The organism is Mesorhizobium kowhaii (assembly GCF_003253745.1).
In the GTDB taxonomy this organism is placed as follows: domain Bacteria; phylum Pseudomonadota; class Alphaproteobacteria; order Rhizobiales; family Rhizobiaceae; genus Mesorhizobium; species Mesorhizobium kowhaii.
Genome location: NZ_MZXV01000013.1, coordinates 423482 through 447197 on the forward strand (window position 1 = coordinate 423482; position 23716 = coordinate 447197).

The 23716-nt window shown below is 62.9% G+C and carries 25 protein-coding genes; 11 read left to right on the plus strand and 14 right to left on the minus strand.

Features of this window, described 5'->3' with window-relative positions:
* Positions 1 to 158 precede the first annotated feature (158 nt).
* Together B5V02_RS04475 and B5V02_RS04480 are read left to right on the plus strand one after the other, a co-directional pair.
* The gene (locus B5V02_RS04475) at positions 159 to 836 is read left to right on the plus strand and encodes a PadR family transcriptional regulator (protein WP_111542998.1); all 678 of its coding nucleotides are present in this window, start codon (positions 159 to 161) and stop codon (positions 834 to 836) included.
* Positions 837 to 1169: 333 nt separating this feature from the next.
* Positions 1170 to 1466: an HlyU family transcriptional regulator gene (locus B5V02_RS04480; RefSeq protein ID WP_111542999.1), complete on the plus strand. Its 297-nt coding sequence runs from the start codon at positions 1170 to 1172 to the stop codon at positions 1464 to 1466.
* 115 nt (positions 1467 to 1581) lie between these two features.
* Here the strand turns inward: B5V02_RS04480 and B5V02_RS04485 are convergent, their stop codons facing one another.
* The 5 genes from B5V02_RS04485 to B5V02_RS04505 all read right to left on the minus strand — a co-directional run bounded on the left by B5V02_RS04485 (position 1582) and on the right by B5V02_RS04505 (position 6614).
* Positions 1582 to 2376 (minus strand): ATP-binding cassette domain-containing protein, encoded by a 795-nt coding sequence (locus B5V02_RS04485; RefSeq protein WP_111543000.1) that lies wholly within the window; start codon positions 2374 to 2376, stop codon positions 1582 to 1584.
* On the minus strand, positions 2376 to 3473 hold the full coding sequence (locus tag B5V02_RS04490; RefSeq protein WP_111543001.1) for an ABC transporter permease: 1098 nt from the start codon (positions 3471 to 3473) through the stop codon (positions 2376 to 2378). Before B5V02_RS04490 ends, B5V02_RS04485 begins: the two co-directional genes overlap by 1 nt.
* Positions 3474 to 3528: 55 nt before the next feature.
* On the minus strand, positions 3529 to 4485 hold the full coding sequence (locus tag B5V02_RS04495; protein ID WP_111543002.1) for a rhizopine catabolism ABC transporter substrate-binding protein: 957 nt from the start codon (positions 4483 to 4485) through the stop codon (positions 3529 to 3531).
* A 114-nt stretch (positions 4486 to 4599) separates the two neighbouring features.
* A complete protein-coding gene (gene iolE / locus B5V02_RS04500; protein WP_111543003.1) occupies positions 4600 to 5499 on the minus strand; it encodes a myo-inosose-2 dehydratase in 900 nt (299 codons plus the stop codon).
* Positions 5496 to 6614: a Gfo/Idh/MocA family protein gene (locus B5V02_RS04505; protein ID WP_111543004.1), complete on the minus strand. Its 1119-nt coding sequence runs from the start codon at positions 6612 to 6614 to the stop codon at positions 5496 to 5498. The genes iolE and B5V02_RS04505 overlap by 4 nt, the downstream gene beginning before the upstream one ends.
* A 98-nt stretch (positions 6615 to 6712) precedes the next feature.
* Here B5V02_RS04505 and mocR point away from each other — a divergent pair, with 98 nt between their 5' ends.
* A complete protein-coding gene (gene mocR / locus B5V02_RS04510; protein ID WP_111543005.1) occupies positions 6713 to 8164 on the plus strand; it encodes a rhizopine catabolism transcriptional regulator MocR in 1452 nt (483 codons plus the stop codon).
* Between the two features lie 10 nt (positions 8165 to 8174).
* Here mocR and B5V02_RS04515 read toward each other — a convergent pair whose 3' ends face one another.
* Both B5V02_RS04515 and B5V02_RS04520 read right to left on the minus strand, forming a co-directional pair.
* Entirely contained in the window at positions 8175 to 9377 is a 1203-nt protein-coding gene (locus B5V02_RS04515; RefSeq protein WP_111543006.1) for an MFS transporter, read from the minus strand.
* 240 nt (positions 9378 to 9617) lie between these two features.
* On the minus strand, positions 9618 to 10076 hold the full coding sequence (locus tag B5V02_RS04520; protein WP_111543007.1) for an Lrp/AsnC family transcriptional regulator: 459 nt from the start codon (positions 10074 to 10076) through the stop codon (positions 9618 to 9620).
* A gap of 171 nt (positions 10077 to 10247) precedes the next feature.
* Here B5V02_RS04520 and B5V02_RS04525 point away from each other — a divergent pair, with 171 nt between their 5' ends.
* Positions 10248 to 10982: an AzlC family ABC transporter permease gene (locus B5V02_RS04525; protein WP_111543733.1), complete on the plus strand. Its 735-nt coding sequence runs from the start codon at positions 10248 to 10250 to the stop codon at positions 10980 to 10982.
* A complete protein-coding gene (locus B5V02_RS04530) occupies positions 10979 to 11278 on the plus strand; it encodes an AzlD family protein (protein WP_111543008.1) in 300 nt (99 codons plus the stop codon). Before B5V02_RS04525 ends, B5V02_RS04530 begins: the two co-directional genes overlap by 4 nt.
* A 62-nt stretch (positions 11279 to 11340) precedes the next feature.
* Here the strand turns inward: B5V02_RS04530 and B5V02_RS04535 are convergent, their stop codons facing one another.
* The 5 genes from B5V02_RS04535 to B5V02_RS04555 are packed head-to-tail and all read right to left on the minus strand — an operon-like array spanning position 11341 to position 16440.
* Complete coding sequence (locus tag B5V02_RS04535) at positions 11341 to 12399, minus strand: ABC transporter ATP-binding protein (protein ID WP_111543009.1); 1059 nt, start codon at positions 12397 to 12399, stop codon at positions 11341 to 11343.
* A gap of 44 nt (positions 12400 to 12443) precedes the next feature.
* On the minus strand, positions 12444 to 13376 hold the full coding sequence (kce, locus tag B5V02_RS04540; RefSeq protein WP_111543010.1) for a 3,5-dioxohexanoate:acetyl-CoA acetone transferase: 933 nt from the start codon (positions 13374 to 13376) through the stop codon (positions 12444 to 12446).
* A gap of 31 nt (positions 13377 to 13407) precedes the next feature.
* On the minus strand, positions 13408 to 14256 hold the full coding sequence (locus B5V02_RS04545) for a carbohydrate ABC transporter permease (RefSeq protein ID WP_111543011.1): 849 nt from the start codon (positions 14254 to 14256) through the stop codon (positions 13408 to 13410).
* Positions 14253 to 15188, minus strand: coding sequence for a carbohydrate ABC transporter permease (locus B5V02_RS04550; RefSeq protein ID WP_111543012.1), 936 nt, complete (start codon positions 15186 to 15188; stop codon positions 14253 to 14255). Before B5V02_RS04550 ends, B5V02_RS04545 begins: the two co-directional genes overlap by 4 nt.
* Before the next feature lies 1 nt (position 15189).
* Entirely contained in the window at positions 15190 to 16440 is a 1251-nt protein-coding gene (locus B5V02_RS04555; protein WP_111543013.1) for a sugar ABC transporter substrate-binding protein, read from the minus strand.
* 148 nt (positions 16441 to 16588) lie between these two features.
* Here B5V02_RS04555 and B5V02_RS04560 point away from each other — a divergent pair, with 148 nt between their 5' ends.
* From B5V02_RS04560 to B5V02_RS04570, 3 genes are all read left to right on the plus strand, one after another.
* Positions 16589 to 17515, plus strand: coding sequence for a BadF/BadG/BcrA/BcrD ATPase family protein (locus B5V02_RS04560; protein WP_245445679.1), 927 nt, complete (start codon positions 16589 to 16591; stop codon positions 17513 to 17515).
* Positions 17516 to 18538, plus strand: coding sequence for an SIS domain-containing protein (locus B5V02_RS04565; RefSeq protein WP_111543014.1), 1023 nt, complete (start codon positions 17516 to 17518; stop codon positions 18536 to 18538).
* A 133-nt stretch (positions 18539 to 18671) separates the two neighbouring features.
* Positions 18672 to 19898: an ROK family transcriptional regulator gene (locus tag B5V02_RS04570; protein WP_111543015.1), complete on the plus strand. Its 1227-nt coding sequence runs from the start codon at positions 18672 to 18674 to the stop codon at positions 19896 to 19898.
* A gap of 55 nt (positions 19899 to 19953) precedes the next feature.
* Here the strand turns inward: B5V02_RS04570 and B5V02_RS04575 are convergent, their stop codons facing one another.
* Positions 19954 to 20589, minus strand: coding sequence for an FMN-dependent NADH-azoreductase (locus tag B5V02_RS04575; RefSeq protein ID WP_111543016.1), 636 nt, complete (start codon positions 20587 to 20589; stop codon positions 19954 to 19956).
* Between the two features lie 111 nt (positions 20590 to 20700).
* Between B5V02_RS04575 and B5V02_RS04580 the strand changes: the two genes are divergently transcribed.
* Positions 20701 to 21660: a LysR family transcriptional regulator gene (locus tag B5V02_RS04580; RefSeq protein ID WP_111543734.1), complete on the plus strand. Its 960-nt coding sequence runs from the start codon at positions 20701 to 20703 to the stop codon at positions 21658 to 21660.
* On the opposite strand, the gene B5V02_RS04585 is transcribed toward B5V02_RS04580, so the two are convergent.
* Positions 21593 to 22219 carry a TetR/AcrR family transcriptional regulator gene (locus B5V02_RS04585; protein WP_111543017.1) on the minus strand — a complete coding sequence of 209 codons (627 nt, stop codon included), beginning with the start codon at positions 22217 to 22219 and terminating at the stop codon, positions 21593 to 21595. The genes B5V02_RS04580 and B5V02_RS04585 overlap by 68 nt on opposite strands.
* A 66-nt stretch (positions 22220 to 22285) precedes the next feature.
* On the opposite strand from B5V02_RS04585, the gene B5V02_RS04590 reads away from it, so the two are divergent.
* Both B5V02_RS04590 and B5V02_RS04595 read left to right on the plus strand, forming a co-directional pair.
* Positions 22286 to 22702, plus strand: coding sequence for a VOC family protein (locus tag B5V02_RS04590; protein ID WP_111543018.1), 417 nt, complete (start codon positions 22286 to 22288; stop codon positions 22700 to 22702).
* 106 nt (positions 22703 to 22808) lie between these two features.
* Positions 22809 to 23714 carry an arginase family protein gene (locus tag B5V02_RS04595; RefSeq protein ID WP_208647039.1) on the plus strand — a complete coding sequence of 302 codons (906 nt, stop codon included), beginning with the start codon at positions 22809 to 22811 and terminating at the stop codon, positions 23712 to 23714.
* The last annotated feature ends 2 nt before the right edge of the window (positions 23715 to 23716 follow it).

Consider the following 23716-nt stretch of genomic DNA (forward strand, 5'->3'; position numbering starts at 1 on the left):
ACGGAGCAGCCGAGGCGCTCGCGGGCCTTCTAGCGGCGCGTTCCAGCAAAAGCAAGCCTCTGGTGCCGCATTCAGATACATCGTAAGATATATCTTGACTCCAGTGATTGGTGCGCCTAATTAAGATATATCGTAAGATAGAACTCAAGGAGCAATCAATGCACAAGCAATTTGGGCATAATCATTTCGGCGAACGCATGTTCATGCACATGGCCGGCAAGTTCGGCGGCCGTGGCGGCGGTTTCGGTCCATTCGGCCATGGCGGTCGTGGCGGCGGGCGTGGTGGCCCCGGCGACATGTTCCGCGCCGGGCGCATGCTGGCCGACGGTGATCTCAAGCTGATCACGCTGTCGCTGCTGGCCGAGGCGCCGCGCCATGGCTACGACATTATCAAGGCGCTGGAAGAGCGCACCAGCGGCATCTACAGCCCGAGCCCGGGCGTGGTCTACCCGACGCTGACCTTCCTGGAAGAGGCCGGCTATGCCGCCTCCGCCGCCGACGGCAACAAGAAGGTGTTTTCGATCACCGAAGCCGGGCAGGCGCATCTCAACGACAACCGCGAGATGATCGACGGCGTGCTCGACCATCTCGAGCGTTTCGGCCGCAAGATGGCCAAGGCGCGCGACTGGTTCGGCTGGAACGACGAGATTGAAGAGGGCGGGCGTCGTGGCGGTCGTGGTGGCCGCTCGGAAGCGCGCGACGAGTTCCGCGCCGTGCGTCACCGGCTGCGTGCGGCTCTCGGCGACTTCGTCGATGCCCCGGCCGACAAGCAGGCCGAGGCGATCGCCATTCTCGAAGACGCCGCCGAGGCGCTGGAAGCGCTGTCGCGCGGCTGAAGCTGCCGGTCCACTACAGACAAAAAACCAGTACAGACAAAAAAGCCCGGGAGACCCGGGCTTTTTTTCGTCTTCAGGCATGCTCGGGGATCATTCCTTGCCGACATATTCGCTGATCAGCTTCTCGTTGCATGCCTTCTCGATCTTGACAGTCATTCTCGGCCGACAGGCGGCGGCAGGCTGACGAGATCGGCCAGCAGATCGACCTGCTGGTCGACGTCTTCATCAGGGGGACTGGAACGCGGCGGCACATTCGCGCATGCTGGGACAACAACGTCGTGAATCGCGAACAGGGCAGGCCGCGATTGCAGGACGAACAGGGAGACTTGAGCGATGTCTTTTCTAAAGCGTCTTTTCGGTGGCGGTGGCGGAGCCGAGGCGGTTGACCCGAAGAGTGCCGCACCCGCCAAGCAGGTCGAGCACAAGGGGTTCCTGATCAGCGCCACGCCCTACAAGACAGAGGGCCAGTACCAGACCTGCGGCGTCGTCTCCAAGGAGATCGATGGTGTGGTGAAGGAGCACAAATTCATCCGCGCCGACCGCTTCGCCGGGCTCGACGATGCCGTCGACATCTCGATCAAGAAGGGCATCCAGCTGGTCGACGAACAGGGTGAGCGGATCTTCGGGTAGGGTGGACTGGTCGAGGCGACGATCGTCGGCTTTGCGCGACAGGAGCGGACATCAAGTCCAGCCAATCGACCGTTTTGCATGGCCGAGATCATGCACAGTTTGACCTCTGCTTCCCTTACGCCGAGCTGTTTTTGGCGACTTTGCCCAGTTCCTGCTCCAGATCCACCAGCTCCTTGCCGCCCGCCATCAGATTGAGCAACTGATCGCGATCAATTTCGCTTTTCGCATAGGTGCCGGTGCATCTGCCGCGCTTCAACAAGGTAAAGCGGTCGCCGACCACATAAGCGTGATGAACGTTGTGGGAAATGAAGATGACGCCGATGCCGCGCGCCTTGGACTGGACGATGAGCTTTAGAACCACGGATGCCTGATGGACCCCCAGCGCCGATGTCGGCTCATCCAGGATCAGCACTTTGGCGCCGAAATAAACGGCGCGGGCGATGGCCAGGCACTGCCGTTCCCCGCCCGAAAGCGTGCCGACAGGCTGTTCGGGATCGCGCAGCTGGATGCCCATCGCTGCCAATTCGTCATACGCGGTGCGGTTGGCGAACTCGGCGTCAAACTGGCTGATCGGGCCGAACTTGCGCATCGGCTCGCGCCCAAGAAAGAAGTTTCGCGCTACGCTCATCAGCGGCACCAAAGCCAGGTCCTGGTAGACCGTTGCGATGCCGCTGTTGCGCGTATCGGCCGGCGACGCAAACCTTGTCGGCTTGCCCTGTACGCGGATTTCACCCTCGTCGGGCGCGTAGACGCCGGACAGCGTCTTGATCAGCGTCGACTTGCCGGCGCCATTGTCGCCGAGCAGGCAATGGACCTCGCCGGGACATACGTCGAACGACACATCCTTGAGTGCAACGACCGATCCGAAATACTTGCTGACCGACTTCAGTTCGACATAGGGCTCGGCCATCACCGGCTCCTCATGGCGCGGTTGCGCACATAGCTGTTGAACAGCACCGCGATGACCATCATGGCGCCCATGAACAGCTTGAACCAGTCCGTGTCGATGCCGGTGTAGAAAATGCCCATTTGCACCACGCCGAAGATCAATGCGCCGAACATGGCGCCGATGGCCGATCCGTAGCCGCCGGTGAGCAGCGTGCCGCCGATGACGACGGCAATGATGGCCTCGAACTCCTTCTGGGTGCCGCGCAGCGTGTCGGCCGATCCCGTGACCAGGACCTGGATCGCCGCAAAGAGCGCAGCCGCCATGGCGGTCATGACGAACAGCGTGATCTTGGTGCGCGCTACCGGCACACCGAGATTGCGCGCGGCATTGGCTTCACCACCCGCAGCGAAGATCCAATTGCCGAAGCGGCTGCGCGTCAGCAACCAGGTACAGACCAATGTCAATACGATCCACCAGACGATCGATACCGGAATGCCGGAGATCGACGGGAGGCCGTCCGCCCGCTTGCCGACGAGGCCGATGTCCGAAAGCCACGCGATTAGGCCGGAAAAGACCTGCCCCGAAAACAGGCTGTTGAGAGGATCGTGCAACGCCAGTTCATGCACGCCGGACACCTGGGTTCGCCCGGATATGCCGCGCGTGAGACCGAGCGTCAGGCCGCGCAGCATGAACAGGCTTCCGAGCGTCACGATGAAGGACGGCAGTCCGGTCCTGACGACGGCGAGCCCGTTGAGCGCGCCGATACCGCCGCAAACAGCGAAGGAAAACAGCAGCGAAAGCCAGATAGGCCAGCCCCAGAACACGGAGGGGATGGCGATCAGGATTCCGGCAAAGCCAATCATCGAGCCAACCGACAGGTCGAACTCGCCCGCGATCATCAAGAGGGCCACGGGTGCGGCGAGAATGCCAAGTTGGGCCGAGACCTCGAGGAAATTGATGATCCCCTTGGCACTGAAAAGTCCCGTATTTCCCGCCGTGATGGCGAAGAACACAAAGACCAGAACGGTCCCTGCCGCCGCACCAAGTTCCGGCCTGCTTAACAGGCGGCTCAGGCGGGAGACGGACCGGACCCGCTCGTCGCGAATCTCTGCAGCCATGGATGCGTTACCTTCATCAGTGAAAGCGGCCGGGCCGAGGCCCGGCCGCGAGCGGTCAACGCTTGCCCAGTTTTGCCAGGTCGATGACCGAGGCGGCAGTATCCTTGGTGACGAAACCTGGGCCTGTCGGATAGTCGGCGATCGGCATGATCTTGTACTTCTTCCAAAGGTCGAACATCGCGACCGGGATATAACCCATGGCATATTGCTGGGCGTCGATGCCCCACTCCATCTTGCCGGCAACAACGGCCTGCAGGATCGTGGGAGACAGATCGAACGTGCCGGTTTTCACCTTGGCCGCGAGGCCCATTTCATCGAGCGCGGCCAGCGTCGGTTCGGCACCGCTGGCGCCGACAGCGAGGATGAACTGTGTATCGGCATGGGCGGTCATGTAGGCGATCATGCGGTTCTTCATTTCAGTCGGGTCAATGACGCCATTCATCACCGGAACGTCGACGCCCAGGCCCTTGGCAAAGCCCGCGCAGCGGTCGTCAAGGCTGGAATTGCCCACCTCATGATTGGCGCAGACCGCCTTGGTGAGACCGAGCGCCTTGATGCGCTCGCCCGCCATGACGCCCGCCTGAAATTCGTCCTGTCCCATGAACAGCAGGCCGCCAAGATCATGGGTCAGCTTCGAGCCGCCGGAATCGATGACGATGACCGGGATGCCGGCGGCAATCGCATTCTTGACCGGAGCTGAAAGGGCCGCGGCGTCAGGGATCGAAACAACCATGCCGTCGGGCTTCGACGCGGCGATAGCGTCGATCATCTGCGCCATCTTGGCCATGTCGAAGGTTTCGGGCGCCAGATATTCGGCCTTGACGCCCAGGGTCTTGGCCGCATCGTCCATGCCGTTCTTCACGACCGACCAGTAGGGGTCGCCGCTCTGGCCATGGGTTACAAACACCACGCGCGTCTCATCGGCGGCCGCAAGGCTGGTGGCCGCTGCCATCATTGTGACGCCGGCCAGCAGGCCGAGCGCAGGCTTTATTAATTTCGCAAGCGAAAACATAACAACCTCCTGTTTGTTTTCCGCCGCCGCAGTTACGGTCGGCAGTCCAGTTGCCCCTTTATTCCAGTTTCATTCATCAGCACTGGTTCCCTGGAGGCCGCATGGCGGCCTTGATCATTCCATGACGGTAAATCCGGCCTCCCTGGCCATGCGCGACAAATTCCGGAATCCCATTGTCGCATAGATCAGCGGATTGGCCTTGCTGGGATCCTGCTCGGCCTCGACGACCAGCCAGCCGCTGTAACCATTGTCGGCAAGCACGCGCAAAATGGCCGGATAGTCGATGAAGCCGTCGCCGGGAACCGTGAATATCCCTTCCATGACCGCACCCATGAAACTCATGTCTTGCGCGCGGGCACGTTCAAGGACGGCTTTGCGCGCGTCCTTGCAATGTACATGCACGACCCGCTTGACGTGCGCCCTGATCAAAGCCAGCGGGTCGCCGCCCGAAAATATCGAATGGCCGGTGTCGTAGAGCAGCCCGACCGCATCGCCGGTGTGCCGCATCAGCAGGCCCACCTCGGCATCGGTCTCGACGATGGTTCCCATATGATGGTGAAAGGCCATGCGCACGCCGAAATTAGCCATCCGCTCGGCTAGCGCAGTTAGTTTTCTGCCGTAGGCCGGCCACTCATGCGGGCTCAGGGCCGGGCGCTGCGAGATCGGCCCCCAGATCGCGTTGTGGCGTCCGCGCGAGGTGTCGGCATAGACGACATGGGTCGAGGCCATATCCTTCAAAAGCTGGAGATGCGGCATGATCGCATCCATTTCCGCGCCGACATCCTTCTCGTCGCAGCGGCCATCATACCAGCCGGAAATCACGGCAAGGCCATAGCGCTCCATGATCGGCTTCAGGTCAGCCGATCGGCGCGGAAACTTGCCGCCAAGTTCAGTGCCGGAATAGCCGGCCTGTTTGGTTTCGCCGAGACAGACCTCAAGCGGCGTATCGCCGCCGAGCTCCGGCACGTCATCGTTGCTCCAGGTGATCGGGTTTATGCCGATGCGAACCTTCACGGGCGAACTCCTGATTGCTTGAGCTGGGCAAGGTGGTGCCGGGCGAGGCCGGCCAGTAGCGTCATGTCGCGACGAGCCTGCTCGGCGGTGTTGCGCACCGGCGTGCCCTCGACGATCGCCGACCAGAACCCTTTCAACTCCTCGACAAACGCCTCTTCGTATCCGCTGCGGATGTCACGGCTGGAAAGCGTATGGCCGTCACTGGTGCGGACGGTCAGTCGCGTCGCCTGATGGTTGAGGTAGGGCGAGGGAAATTCCAGTTCGAGCGAGGCTTGGTCGAAGTAGAGCGTGATGCGCTCGCGGTAGTCGGCGAGCCTAGGTACGGCCAGATGCGCCATGTTCCACAACGCTTGGCCGCCGAGCAGCCGCACGGCACCCTGGCCACCTTCGCCCCTGGCAAAGAGCGAGGCGCCGACAATGTCGCCATCCGCGATCCCCAGCGCATCGAGCAACCCATGGACGGCGTTCACGTCGTGCACGATCGCTGAACAATAGGCGCCGACAAAACCGCGAAAGGCGTCGGGATCATCCAGGCCGGGCACCGCTCGATCCACCTGCTCGCGTTGCCTGGCTTCGGTCGAGGCAACCAACCCCACTGCCACGTCGTCACCCCGGCATGTGGAGTGGTGCCGCACGAACGGCCACGCATCGGGATCGCTGACCTCGACCGAAACGTAGCGAAGCGCCCGCGCCGTGCCCGGCAGCATCTTCAGCGCCACCTCGTAGCTCGGATCGAAACGCTTCATGTAGCCAACCTGAAGCACCTTGCCGGCGTGATCCCTGGCGGCGATCAAGTCGTCGATGTCCCCGGCGCTGTAGCAAAGCGGCTTTTCGCAGAAGACGTGCAGCCCTCTGGCGAAGGCGGCGAGAGCCTGTTCCCAGTGCAAGGCATCGGGCGAGGCTATGACCACCGCGTCAAGCGGCATGGCGAGAAGCTCGTCGAGATCGGCGAATGTGCTCAGGCTGAATTCCTCGCCAACAAAGGCGCGGACTTTGCGCGAAGGATCATAGACGCCGAGGATCTCGAACTGCCGGTGCAACTTGAGCAGATTCGGAATGTGCTCGACCTGGGCGACGCCACCCGCACCGATGACTCCCACCTTTATGCACTGCATCGGTCAGCCCCATCTGAGCCCGAACGCATTTTCCTTGAGCCTAGGACTGCTTTGGTTCCATTGTTAGAACCAGATTGCATTGATTTTTCGGAACCACGATGAAGACCAGTTTTCCAATCGACGGCATCGCACTGGATCGCGACAGTTCCGCCAACCTGCACCGGCAGCTCTATGTCCAGTTGCGTGATCTGATCGAGCGGCGCGTGCTGCCGAGCGGCCACGCGCTGCCCTCGACACGGGTCATGGCGCGGGATCTGCATGTGGGCCGCAACACGGTGATTGCCGCTTGCGACCAGCTGGCGCTGGAGGGTTATCTGGCCATACGGCCACGCAGGCCCTCGGTGGTCATGGATCTGCCCACCCGTTCGACCACGGCGGAGCATGTATCGCCCGAGGGCGAGAATCCAATATCATTGCGCGGGCAGACCATGCTCGCCCAACCCTATCATCACGGCAGACCTGGCATGCTCGCATTTCATCCCGGCATGCCGGACCCGGATAATTTCCCGTTCAACACCTGGTCGAAACTGCTCAGCCGCCGGACAAAATTTGCGCATATCGATCTTTTCGGGACCTATCACGTCAAAGGCTATCCGCCCCTTTGCGAGGCTATAGCTCGATATCTCACCGCGTCGCGGGGCGTTAAGTGCAACGCCGAGCAGATCGTCGTGACCAATGGTGCCCAGTCGGCGTTCGACCTTCTGGCTCGGCTGCTCATCGATGAAGGCGACACGGTATGGATGGAGGAGCCAGGATATTACGGGGCCGGTTCGGCTTTCGTCTCGGCTGGGGCGAAACTGGCGCCGCTGCGCGTGGGCAATGCAGGCTGGAACCTCGATCCACCGCCTGTCATTCCGCGAATGATTTTCGTGACGCCCTCCTGCCATCACCCACTCGGCGTAACCATGCCGATGGAACAGCGGCTCAATCTCCTGCACATGGCCGAGACCTGGCGCTCATGGATCATCGAGGATGACTACGATGGCGAATACCGTTTTCAAGGGCAGCCGATACCGGCGCTGCAGGGCATCGGCGCGTCAAACCGGGTGGTCTATGTCGGTACCTTCGCGAAGATCCTGTTTCCGGCCATGCGCCTCGGCTTTCTGGTGGTGCCCAAGGCAATAGACCATACAATTGTCTCGGCGCTGAGCGTGACCGGCCAGTTCGCCCCATTGCTCACCCAGGCTGCGCTGGCGGACTTCATGAACGAGGGGCACTTTACCCGCCATCTCAGGCGCATGCGGCGTCTCTATGCGGAAAGGCGGCAGTTCTTCCTGGAGAGCTCTCAAAGGCATCTCGGAGAATGGCTGGATTTCCATGCCACCGAATCGGGCATCCAGGTTGTCGGCATTTTCCGCGAGACATCTAACGACGCGGCGATTGCCGAGGCGTTGCTCCAACAGGGGATCAACGTCTCGGCCTTATCGATCCAGTACCGTCACGGCACAAAACAGAACGGTCTTGTCATGGGCTTTGCGGCTGCCGATGCGCAGACCACCGAAAAGACGATGCAGAAATTTCGGGCCTTGCTGAAAGCCCATTTCGGGTAAATTCTCAAGATCACGCCGTCTGCAGCTCCCGGCGTGGCAGCGGCGGGAAGGCGATGGCGATGCCGACCGCGCCAAGGCCGATGATGGCCGAGCCGATGAACAGCCAGGAATAGTTGGCATAGGTATCGAACACCATGCCGCCGGCCAGCGGACCGAGCGCCATGCCGAGGCTGGACAGCATGGTTGCAGCGCCGAACACGGTGCCGAGGATGCGTTGGCCAAAATATTCGCGCGCCAGCACCGCATAGAGCGGCATCACGCCGCCATAGGTGGCGCCGAAGATGACGGCCAGCATATAGAACTGCTCGAGCTGGCTGATGCTGAGATAGGCGGCAATGACGATCGCCTGGATCGCGAGGCCCGCGATCAGCACCGGCTTGACGCCAAGCCGATCGGCAAGCACGCCGTAGAAAAGCCGCCCGCCAAGGCCAGCGAGGCCCTCGACGCTGTAGATCGAGACCGCCGCCATCGGCGCCACGCCGCACAGCATGGCATAGCTGACCATATGGAAGATCGGCCCGGAGTGTGCCGCACAGCAGGCAAAGAAGGTCAGCCCGAGCACGATGAATTGCGGCGAGCGCAGCGCCTGGCCGACCGTCAGGCCGGCGCCTTCGGCAACCGGCGCGGAACCGGTATCGGCCACGGCCGGTTTCGGCGGCTGGCGGACCAGCAGCACGGCTGGCAACAGCAGCACCCATGCCGTGATGCCGATGTCGAACATGGCCGTGCGCCATTCATAGGCCGAGATCAGCCAGCGGGCGAAGGGCGAGATCGTCATCGGTGCTACGCCCATGCCGGCCGAGACCAGCGAGACCGCCAGGCTGCGGTTGGTGTCGAACCAGCCGGTGGTCAATGCGATCATCGGCGCGAAGAAGGCGCTGGCCGCGAGGCCGACCAGCACGCCATAGGTGATCTGGAAGGTCAGCAGCGAGCCGGCGCGGCTGGCCAGCACCAGCGCCAGGCCGAGCAGCACCGCACCGATCGTCACGACGATGCGGGCGCCAAAGCGGTCGGAGAGGGCGCCCCAGGCGAAGCCGCCAAGGCCCATCACCAGGAAGTTCAGCGTCATGGCACTCGAAATGCCGGCGCGCGACCAGCCGGTGTCGATCGCCATCGGCTCGAGGAAGATCGCCAGCGAAAACATCGTGCCGATGGCGACACAGGACATCAGCGCGCCAGCCGCGACGATGACCCAACGATAGGAAAGGTTCATGTTTTTCTCCCATGCCAGAGGGCAGCGCTACACGCTGCTTGCATCCGAAGGACGGTGACGCAGAGGCCGATCCTACAATCCGGTTGCATTTTTTATCCAGTCTGACTGGCGCCTTTTCCCGCCGCCCCGGCCGCTTGCTATGGGCGGCTTGTCACTCTCCCAAAACCGCTTCGCACTTTTGGGCGACATGGTTTTTTTGGACGCATGTCGTTGTCTCAAAACTGCTCCGGGCGACATGCGTCAGAGCGGCAGTTCAGATGTGTATTTGATCGTCTGGCTGGGGACGTCGGTCTTGACGTTCTGCACGCCCTTGATGCGGCTCAGATGCTCCGACTGGAAGCGGCGGTAGTCGTCGATGCCTGCCGCCACCACGCGCACCATGGCATCGCAATCGCCGAGCATCAGATAGCATTCCATCACCTGCGGCAGCTTGGCCACTTCGGTGGCGAAATGCTCGATCGTGTCCTCGTCCTGCGCCTTGAGCCAGATGCGGGTGAAGAAGGTGAGGCCCTTGCCGATGCTGGCCGGGTTGAGGACGGCGACATAGCGGTCGATGACGCCGGCGTCCTCCAAAAGCTTCACGCGCCGCAGGCAAGGCGATGGCGACAGCCCAACTTCATTGGCCAGATCGTTGTTGGCCATGCGGCCGTCGCGTTGCAGCGCCCGCAGGATGCGCTTGTCGATCTCGTCCAGCCTCATGGCTACAGATTCCATTTTTTTGGCAATTTGTGACATTCAATGCCAAAATTCGATGAAATACAACAATCTTCGCAACCAAATTGCGAGACGGTTTGGGTATGTTCTCCGCCGACATCACTTGATTTCAAACGCAGCGGAAGCGGCGGCCGCGAGGCCGACCGATGGCAAAGCATGAGCATTTCACAGGCAGTCGAGGCGGCAGGCGAGGGTTCGACGTCCGAATTCCGCCGTGGCGTGGCGTCATGCGCGCCGGTGCTGTTCGGCACCATCCCCTATGCGCTGGTGCTCGGCGCCCAGGCCACCCAGAAAGGCTTGAGCATCGTCGAACTCTCGGCAATGACAGGGCTGAATTTCGCCGGCGGCTCGGAATTCGCGGCGATCCAGCTGTGGACGTCGCCGCCGCACATCGTGCTCATCGTCGCCATCACCTTCCTGGTCAACAGCCGGCACCTGCTGATGGGGGCGGCATTGGCGCCGTTCCTGCGTCACCTGCCGCGGCGCAAGATGTTTCCGGCGCTGTTCTTCCTATGCGACGAAAGCTGGGCGCTCGGGCTTGCCGACGCCAGGCAGCGCGCCGCGGCTGGTATCACGCCGGCCTTCAGCCCGCGCTACTATATGGGTGCGGCGCTGGCGATGTATCTCACCTGGGTGGCGTTCACCACGCTAGGTGCCTTGCTCGGCCCGATGTTGGGCCATGTCGAGACCTATGGTTTCGACATGGCGTTCCCGGCCGTCTTCCTTGTGTTGATGCGCGGCATGTGGAAGGGCGTGGCCGCCGCGCGGCCCTGGCTGGTCAGCCTGGTCGTCGCGGCGCTGACCTATCTCATGGTTCCCGGCGGCTGGTATGTCGCGGCGGGCGCCGTGTCGGGGCTGGTCTCGGCCTGGTTCTTCTGGAGAGAAGCATGATCGACGCGACGACCCTCTTCACCATCGTGCTGATGGCGGGTGTCACCTATCTGACCCGGATAGGCGGCTATCTCGTGCTGCGCAACCGCACACTCAGCGCCCGTGCGACGGCGGTGATGGAGGCGGCGCCCGGCTGCGTGCTGATCTCGGTGATCGCACCGGCCTTCGTGTCGAGGAACCCGGCTGACCTTCTGGCGCTGGCCATCACTTTTGTCGCCGCAACACGGTTCTCCATGCTGCCGACCGTGCTGATCGGGGTCACCGCGGCGGGTCTTCTGAGGCATCTGGTCGGCTAGGACAAAAAGGGCCGGCGCCGGCGCCTGCATTTTCTCACCGATGGCTGTGTCGCCGCCGCGATCTATTGGATCGTGGATGGGATGCGCCGACCCTCGGCATCGAACAGATGGAGCTGGGTCAGGTCCGGGGCCAGGAAAACCTGCTGACCCGGCATCACGCGGACCCGCTCGCGCAGCAGCGCGCTCAGCGTGTTGTTGCCGGCTTTGGCAATGACAAGGGTTTCCGAGCCGGTCGGCTCGACCACTTCGACCACTGTCGGCACGCCGCTGTCGGAAAGCCTGAGATGTTCGGGCCGGATGCCCCAGGCGACGGCGCTTTCGGTCTGTTCCAACACAGGTAGCGGGAACACGATGCCGTCGCTGGCAGTGAAGCCGTCCGCGGTGGTGCGGCCCTGCAGGATGTTCATTGCCGGCGAGCCGATGAACTGGGCTACGAACAGGTTGGCCGGCCGGTCGTAGAGATCGAGCGGGGCGCCGACCTGTTCGACGATACCGCCATTCATGACGACGATCTTGTCCGCCATGGTCATGGCTTCGACCTGGTCATGGGTGACATAGACGATGGTGGTTCCCAGGCGCTGGTGCAGCGCCTTGATTTCGGAGCGCATCTGCACGCGCAGCTTGGCGTCGAGGTTGGAGAGCGGCTCGTCGAACAGGAAGACCTTCGGCTCGCGCACGATGGCGCGGCCCATGGCGACACGCTGGCGCTGGCCACCGGAAAGCTGGCGCGGATAACGCTCAAGCAGATCCTGCAGTCCCAGGATTGTCGCGGCGCGCGCAATCTTGTTGTCGATCTCGCGCTTGTCTTCCTTCTTCAGCGTCAACGCGAAAGCCATGTTCTCGCGCACCGTCATATGCGGGTAGAGCGCATAGTTCTGGAACACCATGGCGATATCGCGCGATTTTGGCGCGATGTCGTTGATGACCTTGCCTTCGAGTGCGATCTCGCCGGTGCTGATGTCCTCCAGCCCGGCGATCATCCTCAGCAAGGTCGACTTGCCGCAACCGGATGGGCCGACAAGGGTGACGAATTCGCCCGAAGCGATGTCCACCGACACGCCGTGGATGACCTTCGCCTTGCCATAGGCCTTCTCGACATCGGTGATGGAAAGCGCGCTCATCGTTTCATCCTTGGAAAAGATCTGGCCCCGGAAAAGAAATGGCCTCAGAAAGAGACCTTGTCGCCGCCCTTGAGTTGCAGGATCTGCCGCGCCTCGTCAGAGGTGGCTACCGAGGCGCCGAGCCCTTCGATGATTTGGCGCACTTTGCGCACCTGCTCGGCGTTGGATTTCGCCAGCTGGCCCTTGCCGATCCACAGTGAATCCTCCAGCCCGACCCGCACATTGCCGCCCAGCGCAATCGCCTGGGTGGCGATGGGCAGCTGGCTGCGCCCGGCGCCCAGCACGGACCAGCGGTAGTCGTTGCCGAACAGGCGGTCGGCGGTGCGTTTCATATGTGCGACATCCTCTGGATGGGTGCCGATGCCGCCGAGGATGCCGAACACGCTCTGGACGAAGAACGGCGCCTTGACCAGGCCGCGCTCGACGAAATGGGCGAGCGTGTAGAGATGGCCGATGTCGTAACACTCGATTTCAAAACGCGTGCCGTTTTCCGCGCAGGTGCGCAGGATGTGCTCGATGTCGCCAAAGGTGTTGCGAAAGATGCGGTCGCGCGACCCTTCAAGATATGGCCGCTCCCATTCGTGCTCGAAGGTCTTGAAGCGCTCCAGCATCGGATAGAGGCCGAAATTCATCGAGCCCATGTTGAGCGAGGCGACTTCCGGCGCAAAGGTCGCCGCCGGCTTGACCCGTTCCTCGACGCTCATCGTCGCGGCACCGCCGGTGGTGATGTTGATCACGCAGTCCGAGCGCTGCTTGATCACCTGCAAAAACGGCGCAAAGGCTTCGGTCGACTGGTCGGGACGGCCATCGGCGAGATTGCGCGCATGCAGATGGACGATGGCAGCACCTGCCTCAGCGGCTTCGATCGCGGCCTGTGCGATCTGCTCGGCGCTTACCGGCAGGTGCGGCGACATCGATGGCGTATGGATCGAGCCGGTAATGGCGCAGGTGATGATGATCTTGTTCTGGTTGGCCACTTGAAAGGATCCTCGTCTATTTGACCGCGCCTTATTTGACCGCGCCTTGGGTGATGCCCGAGATGAACTGCTTCGACAGCACGATGTAGAGCAAGGTGATGGGCAGCGCCGCCAGCGTCAGTCCGGTGAACAGCACGCCCCAATCGGTGGTGAACTCGCCGACGAAGACGGTGAGGCCCTGCGGCAGCGTCTTGAGATCGTCCGAAGTGATCAGCACCAGCGGGAAGAAGAAATCGTTCCAGATCGGAACCGCATTCTGGATCGCGACGATGACCAGAGCCGGGCGCGCCAGCGGCAGCATGATCGATCGCATGATGCGAAATTCGCTGGCGCCGTCCATGCGCGCCGACTCTTCCAGTTCGCGCGGCAAGGTTCTGAGGAAGCCGGTCATTATGAACACCGCAGAAGGAATGCCCATGGCGACATAGACCAGCACCAGGCCGGCATAGCTGTCGACCAGTCCCAGCGTATCCAGTTGGATGAACAGCGGAATGATTGCCAGTTTCAACGGCACAGTCATGCCGCTCAGGAAAAACATCAGCACCAGCGCGCTCAACCTGAACTGGTAGCGGGCGACCGCGTAGGCGGCCATGGTGCTGAACAAGAGGATCAGAGCCACCGCCGCCGTGGTGATGCCGACGGAATTGGCGAGGTAGCGGACGAAGTTGGTTTCGGTCCACACGCGCTCGGCATTGGTGAGCGAAAAGCTCGACGGCATGGCGAACGGCGAACTGAAGATCTCCGCATTGGTCTTGAAGGAAGACATCACCATGACGAACAGCGGATAGATCATGATGACGGCATTGAGCGCCAGCATCAGCTGGATGGCGCCGTTCTTCAACAACTCGCCGCGGTCCCTGCTGCCGGCTGTTGCGCTCACAGTTCGATCTCACGACGGCGCAGGTAGCGAAGCGCGATTGCGGTCACGCCGGCAACGATGATGAACATCATCACGGCCAGTGCGCTGCCCTGGCCGAAATCCTGGATGCCCGTCGTCGTACTGCCGAAGGCGGTGCGGTAGAAATAGAGGCCGAGCACGTCGGTGGCGCCGCCGGGTGAGCCGGTAAGGCCAGCCATGACATAGGGGATTTCGAACCAGTTGAAGCTGCCGATGAAGGTCAGGATGGTGACGATGGTGACGCTCGGCGCAATCAGCGGCCAGATGATCCGGGTCATCAGCACATAGTCGCCGGCGCCGTCGAGACGGGCGGCCTCGATCACTTCCTTGCTGACGCGCTGCATGCCGGCCAGCAACACCAATGTCGGGAAGCCGAGCCAGTGCCAGATGTTGGCGAACAGGATGCTGCCCAGCGCCGTCGATTCATTGCCGAGCCACGGGATGGCGCCGATGCCGACAAGCGCCAGCGTCTGGTTCACCAGCCCGAACAGCGGATGCAGGAACAGTTTCCACAGGAAGCCGACAATGACCGCCGAGAGCACGACAGGAAGAAAGACGATAACCTGGTGGATGCGATGGCCGGGCAGCGCCTTCAACAATGCGTAGGCGAGCAGGAAGGCGGTGCCATTCTCGAATACCATCAGCGCCGCGAAGGCGATGATGTTGTGCTTCAGCGCATTGTAGGTCCAGTCGCTATACGGCGTCTCGAACAACACCTTGCGGAAGTTCTCGAAGCCGACGAAGCCAGTGGGCTGCAAGCCATTGAACTCATAGAAGGCAAGGCGGAAAGCCGAGAGCAGGGGCCAGAGCACGAACAGCACCATGACCACCAGGGCTGGTGTCAGCAGGGATGCGATCCAGAGCGACCGGCGCCACCGAAAGGCTTTTGCAGTGTGGCGCCAGCCGTTGTTCATTTCACTTGCCCTGGAAAGGCTTGTACCACTTGGCGAGCCCGTTGGTCAGGTCGGCGGCCAACTGGTCCGGGGTGATCGAACCCGACATCATCTTGGTGATGTCGCCCTGCAGCAGCTCCGATCCCGTCGGCTTCTCGAAACGGAAGTAGACGACATTGATATGCGGCATGGCCGTTTCGTTCAACTTGGCGACGTGGGCGAGCAGTTCGTCCTTGATGACGACGCCCTTGATGGGCGAGATGTTGCCGAGCAGGGCCGAGAACTTGTCCCCGAACTCCTTGGTGCCCATCCAGTTGACCAGTTTGAGCGCGGCCTCCTTGTTGGCCGACTTGGCGTTGACGGCATAGCCGCCGTCGAAGAACTTGGTCACCTGTGGCGTGTCGCCGGCCTTGGCCATTGGCGGGGCAACGAAGTCCATGTTGATCGCCGGGTTCTGGGTCCGGTAGGTGGCGATGTCGAAGCTGCCGCCGGCCAGCATCGCCGCCTTGCCGCTGATGAACAGCTGGCCTGCGGTTTCATAGTCGATGCCTTCGAAGCCGTCGGGCATGTAGTCGCGCAGCTCGAGCAGCTTGCCGAGTGCCGCGACATAGCGCTGGTCCTTGAAGGTGGTCTTGCCCGACGTCAGGTCGCTGACGAAGTCCTGGCCGAGGAACGGGTTGGTGAAGATGGCCACGAACATCTCGTTGAACCAGCTGGTGCCCATGCCGTTGGCCAAGGGATAAATGCCCTTTTCCTTGAGCGCCTTGCTGACGCTGATGAACTCGTCCCAGGTGGTCGGCGGGGTCAACCCGGCCTTGGCAAAGACATCCTTGTTGATGAACAGACCGAGCGTCTGCGAAGCGAAGGGCAAGGAATAGACCTTCTTGTCGGCGCGGTAGGTGCCGGCCACCAGCGCATCGGCGGGCTGGTTGGCGAGCGAGGGCACTGATGTCATGTCCTGCGGCTCGAAATAGCCGGCCTTCACGAACTGCTCCAGCCAGCCATAAGCGTGGGTGTGGATGACGTCGCCGCCCTTGCCGGCGGCCAGCGCGGTCGAGACGATCGTTGGATAGTTCTCGTCCGGGAAGGACTCGAACTTCACATGGATGTCCGGGTTGGCCTTGGTGAAATCGGCGAAAAGTTCGTTGTAGGCGGCCTTGTCTTCCTGGCGCCAGGTCCAGAACGAGATGTCGGTGGCATGCGCCACGCTTGCTGCGAGTCCCCACGCGAAAGACGCGGCCGCGAGGGCCAGACCAATCCTTCTCCTGCTCATGTTGCAATCTCCCAATGCGCTTGATGCGCTTTTACGACGATTATCAAACCATAGTTCTTGCCGTCTGGAAAGATAGTTTGTAAAGTTTCCTAACTAATATGAATTGGACGCGGCAACCCGCTTCGTCCGGCTTGTGCGGTGGATGTCGTTGACCCAGAAAATCATTGCAGGCGTGGACATCGGCGGCACCAAGACGCGCATCATGGTGTGCCTGAGCGAACGCACGATCGCCGACGAGGTGCTGGTGACCGAGACCTGGCGCGTCCGCCAGATGGAGACCGATGCCACGACGCTGGCCGGCATCGTTACCAATCTGTGCGGCGGCGTCGCGCCCGCTGCCCTGGCGGTCGGCGCGCATGGCTGCGACACGGGTGAACAGTGCCTTCGCTTCCAGGCGCTGCTGGCGACCAGGACCGGCGGCGCGGTGCAGGTCGTCAACGATGCCGAACTGATGGTGCCGGCCGCTGGCCATGTCGACGGCATCGGCGTCGTCTCGGGGACCGGCTCAATTGCGGTTGCACGCACGGCTGAAGGCAAGATGCTGGCTGCCGGCGGCTGGGGCTGGATCCTCGGCGACGAAGGCAGCGCGCCTGCCCTAGTGCGCGAGGCGGCCAAGGCTATCCGCCGCACGCTCGACCGTGGCGAGGATGGGGGCGACCCGCTGATTGGCGCGCTGATGCGGGAACTCGGCACTGACGACCAGACCAAGCTTGGCATCCTGCTCAACGAAACGCGCGGTGCGGCGGTCTGGGGCCGCCATGCCAATGCCGTGTTCGATGCGGCGATCGCCGGCTCGGCGCTGGCTATCCGTGTGATCAGGGAAGGCGGGGCAGGGCTTGCCGCATTGGTCGAACTGCTGATCGAGCGCGGCGCCAATCCGGCCCTTGTCGTGGCCGGCGGTGGCGTCATATCGGAGCAGCCGATGTTGATGACGGCCTTCGTCGACGCCATGGCAAAAGTCTCGCCACCCAGTCAGGTGCTGCTACTACGCGAACCGCCGGTGCTCGGCGGGGTCGCGCTGGCCAGGCGGCTACTTGCCGGCCAAGGTGTGTCCTCACAGATCGGAGCCGTTTGAATGATGAAGCGTATCGGCTACCGCCAGGCGGTGGCGCGCCAGACGGAAAGTCTCGAAATCGGCAGGCGTTCGGTGACCAGGTCGCTCGATGGTCTCGATCTCGACGCCTTTGCCGGCAAGGCGATCGGGCTTGCCGGCATTGGCGCCAGCTATCAGGCCGCCCTGGCCGGTGCGCTTTATCTGCGCGCGTGCGGCATGCGGGCCTTCGCTTACACGCCGACCGATCTTTATGGCCGGACGGAAGCCGCCGCGGATGCCTTCATCGCGCTTTCGGCCTCGGGGCAGAGCCGGGAAATTTCGGATGTCATGCACGAGGCGTCGGAGGCACCGCGGCTGGCCGTCTGCCGTGGCAGCGACAATCCGCTGGCTGATCTGACCGGCGCCGTGCTTGCCACGGATTCGGGCGCCGACAATGGCGCGAGTTCGACCGGCTATACCGGCACCTTGCTGGCGCTCGGCATGTTGATCGACAGGCTTGCCGGCAACAGCTTCGACTGGGCGCGTTTGCCAAGCGCGGTCGCCACCGTTCTTTCTGGTGCCGAGCAGGCGGCCGGCCAGGCGGCAACGCTGCTGCAGGGCAGGACATCCATCGATATCGTCGGCGCAGGTGTCAGCTTCGCCAATGCCGGCGAGGCGGCGATGCTGATCCGTGAGGCGGTTCGGGTACCGGCATCCGGATGGGACACGCTGAACTATCTGCATGGGCCGATGGAATCGCAGGATGCGGCGACCGGACTGATCGCCATCGGCGACGGCCGCGAGGTGAAGATCGCCACCGATGTCGCCATGTTTGGCTGTCCCTCGGTGTTGGTGACGCGGCGCACGGATGTCGCCTCTGCAGACAGGCTGGTGGTGATCTCCATTCCCGCCCTTGACAACGCCGTCGCCGACGCCATCCTGGAGATCATCGCCATCCAGCTTATCGTCGGCGACATGCAGGATGCCGCTGGCCTCACAGATATCGTTTTCCGCTACCGCCAGACCGATATCAAGCTGAAGCCTTGGTCGCCGACCGAAGTCTGACGCATCCGCCAGATATCGAGAAAATTGCCAAACCGCCCGGCAATGAGGCATTGAAGAGGTGTGAGTCGCGGCGGCGTGTTTCGCTCTCACGGACCGGCAACAGGATTTGCAGGGCAAAGCTCGAAAGGCAGAGATGGCGGCGGCGGAAATCCCCAATCTGACCGACAGCGCCCGCGCCGTGCTGCGTGTGCTGGCCGCGCATGGGCCTGTGACGCGGCCGAAGCTGGGCGCGATGCTCGACCTGTCGAAGCCGACCATGTCGGCAGCGGTTTCGGAATTGAGCGAACTGGGGCTCGTCGCTTCGCGCGGGCTGGAGCGCGGCGCCATTGGCCGCACGGCAACCATCTATGGCATCGGTCCGGGCGCCGGTTATGCGATCGGCGTCGATGTCGGCGCAGCCCAGGTGCGCGCTGTCGCTTATTCGATGGACGGGCAGCCGCTGTCGGCGGCGGAAGAGCTAATACCGGAAGCCAAATCCAGCCACCCCGACGAGGTCGGCGCCATTGTGCTGTCGGTGGCGCGTGCCACCATGGCCAAGGTGGGCAAGGGTTTTCGTGCGCTGCGCGCCGTTGCCGTGGCGGTGCCGCGTATCGTTTCCAACGACCGCTTCGACCGGCCGGGCGGACCGTCCGCCGTGCTTGGCCTGTTGCGGCGTCATGTCGAAGTGCCGATCATCCTGGAAAACAACGTCAACTGCGCGGCAATCGGCGAAATGCATTACGGCGCCGCGCAGGGCCACCAGACCTTCGCCTTTTTGCAAGTTGGCGTGCGGGTTGGCCTTGGCTTCATCACCGAGGGACGGTTGTTTCGTGGCGCCGGCGGCGCCGCCGGCGAAATCGGCCGCATGCCGTTTCCGTGGTCCGTCAGCGAGACACCCTATCGTGAAGGGCTCGAACATTATCTCGGCTCGCGGGCGCTGATCGAGCGATGCCGTGCCGACTGGCCCTTGCAGGAAGGCGCGCCGCCCGACTCGGCCAAGGATCTGTTCGCGCGGGCCCGGGAGGGTTCAGCGTCTGCGATGGCGGCTGTCGAGCGTCACGCCGCCGATATCGGCAGACTGGCGGCCGGCTGCATCGGTATGCTCGATCCCGGCCTGATCGTGCTTGGCGGCGGCGTCGGCAGAAACCCGCTGATGACGGAAAACGTTGAGCGCGTCGCGGCAGAACTTGCGTGGCCGACACGGATCGCCGTCAGTTCGCTGGGAGACGGTGGCACCGCGCTCGGTGCGATGAAGCTGGCCGTCGACTACAGTCTGGGGCTCATGCTGCGCGAAGGCCGGCATCCGGCTGTCGTGTTGCCGCCTTTGCCCGAGATGGCGCAAGACGCGACGGATATGATCGCTGAAGCAAAGGACGCTTGACCAAAAAAGAGGCAGGCGCCAGGCGCCTGCCTCTCAAATTCGAACGATTGGTGGCTTATGCCGCCGCAGAGATCTGCTGGCTGGCCGCCACCACGGCATCGACCTTGGCGGTCGCCTTGGCGAGCGCGGCGGTCACCGCGTCAGCACCCATGCCGACGCCTTCGATGCGGATGACGTCGACATCGGTCATGCCGAGGAAGCCGAGCACGCCGCGCAGATAGGGAATGGCGTGATCCAACTGCACGGCCGCGCCTTCGGAGTAGATGCCGCCCGAAGCCAGCACGATATAAACCTTCTTGCCGGTGACGAGGCCCTTGGGGCCGTTCTCGCCATAAGCAAAGCTCTTGCCGGAGCGGGCGATATGATCGACCCAGGACTTCAGCGTCGAGGAAATGTTGAAGTTGATGAAGCCGGTGGCGAGGATCACCGTGTCGGCGGCGAACAGCTCGTCGAGCACGACGTCGGAAACGCCGACCACTTCAGCCTGGCGCGGGGTGCGCGCTTCGGCCGGCGTGTAGATGCCGGTTGAATAGTCGGCATCGATGTGCGGCAACGGGTTGGCGACGAGATCACGCACGACAAGCGTGTTCGACGGATCGGCGGCGACGAGCTTTTCAGCGAATTCAGTAGCAATGCGGGTCGAGTGCGAGGCAGCGCCGCGCGGGCTCGATGTGACGAGAAGGATGGACATGTTGGCTCTCCAGGGGGTTGGAATAATTTGTCCCGCTGGATATGGGTCCATCGACCCATTTGAAAAACTGGTATATTTTCTATACTATCCATCCATGAAGTGGATATGATCATGCAGCCCAATCCGACGCTCGACCAACTTCAGGTCTTTTTGACTGTCGCCGAGACCGGCAGTTTCTCGGCCGCCGGCCGCAAGCTCAACCGCGCGCAATCCGTCATCAGCTATGGCATCGCCAATCTCGAGGCGCAGCTCGGACTGAAGTTGTTCGAGCGCGAGGGCACGCGCGAGCCGCAACTGACCGAGATCGGCCGGGCGATGCTGGAGGATGCCCGGCGCATGGTCGGCGTGCTGCAGCGAATCCGCTCGCGTGCCGACGGCCACCATCAGGGACTGGAGGCGGAAGTCGCGCTTTCGGTCGATGCGGCGCTGCCGTCGCCGGTGTTGGTTCGGGTGCTGAAAGCATTCGAGGCGCAGTTTCCAACCGTGATGCTGCGCCTGCATATCGGCTCGCTCGGCCTGATCCCCGATCATGTCGTCAGCGGGCAGGCCGATCTCGGCATCGGCGGCCTGCTGGGCGAGGTCGACGATGTGCATCTTGTGCGCATTGGCTTCATGTCGATCGTGCTGGCTGCCGCGCCCGAACACCCACTGGCGCTGCTGCCGAAGCCCGTGGCAATCGAGGATGCACGCGAACACATCCAGCTTGTCGTGACCGACCAGTCCGAACGCACCAAGGGACGCGACTTCGGTGTCTTCGCCTACCGCACCTGGCGGCTGACGGATGTGCGCACCAAGCATATTCTGATGCGCGAGGGGCTGGGCTGGGGCGGGCTGCCGCGCTGGCTGATCGCCGACGATCTGGCAAACGGCCGGCTGGTGGAAATCGACCTCGAGCCTTTCAGGGAGGTGAGCTCGCCACTGTTTGCCATGCATCGTAACGACAGTACCCCGAAGCCGGCGGCGGCCTGGCTGATCGAGCAGTTCAAGCGCCAGCTCGGCTGCTTCAACGAATTCGAACCGGGCGAGGTGCCTGAGGAAGAGCCGGAGACAGTCCATCAATCAGCGCCATGAGAACGGCGCGGTAATCCTCGGCTGACGCGCCAGCCTCGATGGCCAGTGCGGCGCGGTCGAAGGCGGAAGCCAGCAGCGCGGTCAGCGCTTCCGCCGGCAATCTCGTCATCGTCTGCGCCCGCATTGCCGCGACCAGCCCCTCGCGCAGCGAGCGGTTGCCGTGGCGGTTGTCGATCGCGTCCATGGCGGCGCGGCCAAGCACGGCGGGACCATCGAGCAGCAACAGCCGCGTGCGGCCGGGCGCACGCATGGCGGCGAGATAGGCGTCCGAACCGGCGATCAACGCGTCGCGGGCAAACAACGAGGGCGGCGAGGCGCGCTCGATTTCGTCAGCCACAACTGCCGCTTCCTGCTCAACCACGGCGGCGAACAGCGCTTGCTTGTCGGCAAAGTGGTGGTAGAGCGCGCCGCGCGTGACGCCTGCGGCGGCGACGATCTCGGGCGTGCCGGTCTCGGCATAGGATTTTTCGGTGAACAATTTGCGCGCTGCGGCGATCAGGTCGGCGCGCGTCGCCTCGGTGCGGTCACGGTTGGAACGGCGCGCGGATTCCTGTTGCATACATGCAGCCTGTATGTTAATTCGCTTTACATGCAGACTGTATGTTGTTTGACGGGAGAAGGAAAGATGAAGACCACGAGCTACTACCCGGTGCTGATGACAGGCGATGTTGCCGGCACCAAGGCCTTCTATGTCGCGCATTTCGGCTTCAAGCCGCTATTCGAGAGCGACTGGTACGTGCATCTGCAATCCGCCGACGATCGCCGCGTCAATCTCGGCATCGTCCATGGCGATCATGAAACGATCCCGGAAGAGGGGCGGGGCCGCACGTCGGGCCTGCTGATCAATTTCGAGGTCAGGAACCCAGATGCTGTCTACGAACGGATCACCGCCGTCGGCCTGCCGATCTTGTGCAGCCTGCGCGACGAACCCTTCGGCCAGCGCCATTTCATCACCAAGGACCCCAATGGCGTGCTGATCGACGTGATCAAGCCGATCCCGCTAAGCCCGGAGTTTCAGGCTCAATTTACCGAGGGAGCCTGAATGGGGCCGCCGGCAGGAACTGTCGGCAGAGATGGGGGCGGTTCCGGCCGCGTGACCTGGCGGGCATTCGCGGTCTATGGTGGGCTTGGCAAACCCAGGCCCTTCCATGCGTGAAATCTGCCTTATCCGCGCCCCGTCCAATCTTGGTCTTCGCCCGCTGCGGCCCGGCCATGTGCCGGGGACATGGCGGGCGCCGCAGGCGCTGAGCGAGGCCGGCCTGGTCGAGGTGGTTGCGCCCGCCAAGGTGGTCGATCTCGAACGGCCCGCCTACAGCACGGAGCCGCAGCCGGGCACCCGGCTGCGCAACGGTCCCGCGATCCGCCGCTTCAATCTGGAGCTTGCCGAGATTGTCGCCGGCGCGATCGGGCAGGGCGAATTTCCACTGATCGTCGGCGGCGATTGTTCGATCCTGCTTGGCGCGCTGGCGGCCGCACGGCGGTCCGGTCCACTGTCGCTGGTGCATGTCGACGGTCACAGCGATTTCCGTCATCCCGGCAATTACGATGCCGGCGCCGCGCTTGGCTCGGCCGCCGGCATGGATCTCGCACTCGCCACCGGACGTGGCGAGCCATTGCTGACCGGGTGGCCTGATGTCGCCGGGCCGCTTGTGGCCGACGAACGGGTGATCCAGATCGGCGAGCGCGAGAGCCGCGATCCGGACTTCGCTTGGCCGGACATCAATTCCACCGCCATGACGTTGATCGACGTCTTTGCCGCGCGCGTGCTTGGCGCGGCGAGGGTGCTGGAGAAGACCCGGTCGACGCTGGCGCGGTCTCGCTACTGGCTGCATCTCGACATCGACGTGCTCGACCAGACGGTGATGCCGGCAGTGGATTCGCCCGGCAGCCCCGGCATCGATCCCGACGATCTCGTCGCCATCCTGTCAGCACTGGTTGCCGGTCCCGCCGGCATCGGCATGGACATGACGATCTTCGATCCCGACCTCGACCCGACCGGCGAACTGGCGGCGTTGCTGGTCTCGCTGCTTGGGCGGGTGCTCAAGCAGCGATAGAC

Coding starts and splice junctions, on each gene's coding strand:
- B5V02_RS04475 (WP_111542998.1), top strand. CDS start 159: ATGCACAAGCAATTTGGGCATAATCATTTCGGCGAACGCATGTTCATG.
- B5V02_RS04480 (WP_111542999.1), top strand. CDS start 1,170: ATGTCTTTTCTAAAGCGTCTTTTCGGTGGCGGTGGCGGAGCCGAGGCG.
- B5V02_RS04485 (WP_111543000.1), bottom strand. CDS start 2,376: ATGGCCGAGCCCTATGTCGAACTGAAGTCGGTCAGCAAGTATTTCGGA.
- B5V02_RS04490 (WP_111543001.1), bottom strand. CDS start 3,473: ATGGCTGCAGAGATTCGCGACGAGCGGGTCCGGTCCGTCTCCCGCCTG.
- B5V02_RS04495 (WP_111543002.1), bottom strand. CDS start 4,485: ATGTTTTCGCTTGCGAAATTAATAAAGCCTGCGCTCGGCCTGCTGGCC.
- B5V02_RS04505 (WP_111543004.1), bottom strand. CDS start 6,614: ATGCAGTGCATAAAGGTGGGAGTCATCGGTGCGGGTGGCGTCGCCCAG.
- mocR (WP_111543005.1), top strand. CDS start 6,713: ATGAAGACCAGTTTTCCAATCGACGGCATCGCACTGGATCGCGACAGT.
- B5V02_RS04515 (WP_111543006.1), bottom strand. CDS start 9,377: ATGAACCTTTCCTATCGTTGGGTCATCGTCGCGGCTGGCGCGCTGATG.
- B5V02_RS04520 (WP_111543007.1), bottom strand. CDS start 10,076: ATGAGGCTGGACGAGATCGACAAGCGCATCCTGCGGGCGCTGCAACGC.
- B5V02_RS04525 (WP_111543733.1), top strand. CDS start 10,248: ATGAGCATTTCACAGGCAGTCGAGGCGGCAGGCGAGGGTTCGACGTCC.
- B5V02_RS04530 (WP_111543008.1), top strand. CDS start 10,979: ATGATCGACGCGACGACCCTCTTCACCATCGTGCTGATGGCGGGTGTC.
- B5V02_RS04535 (WP_111543009.1), bottom strand. CDS start 12,399: ATGAGCGCGCTTTCCATCACCGATGTCGAGAAGGCCTATGGCAAGGCG.
- B5V02_RS04550 (WP_111543012.1), bottom strand. CDS start 15,188: ATGAACAACGGCTGGCGCCACACTGCAAAAGCCTTTCGGTGGCGCCGG.
- B5V02_RS04555 (WP_111543013.1), bottom strand. CDS start 16,440: ATGAGCAGGAGAAGGATTGGTCTGGCCCTCGCGGCCGCGTCTTTCGCG.
- B5V02_RS04565 (WP_111543014.1), top strand. CDS start 17,516: ATGATGAAGCGTATCGGCTACCGCCAGGCGGTGGCGCGCCAGACGGAA.
- B5V02_RS04570 (WP_111543015.1), top strand. CDS start 18,672: ATGGCGGCGGCGGAAATCCCCAATCTGACCGACAGCGCCCGCGCCGTG.
- B5V02_RS04575 (WP_111543016.1), bottom strand. CDS start 20,589: ATGTCCATCCTTCTCGTCACATCGAGCCCGCGCGGCGCTGCCTCGCAC.
- B5V02_RS04580 (WP_111543734.1), top strand. CDS start 20,701: ATGCAGCCCAATCCGACGCTCGACCAACTTCAGGTCTTTTTGACTGTC.
- B5V02_RS04585 (WP_111543017.1), bottom strand. CDS start 22,219: ATGCAACAGGAATCCGCGCGCCGTTCCAACCGTGACCGCACCGAGGCG.
- B5V02_RS04590 (WP_111543018.1), top strand. CDS start 22,286: ATGAAGACCACGAGCTACTACCCGGTGCTGATGACAGGCGATGTTGCC.
- B5V02_RS04595 (WP_208647039.1), top strand. CDS start 22,809: ATGCGTGAAATCTGCCTTATCCGCGCCCCGTCCAATCTTGGTCTTCGC.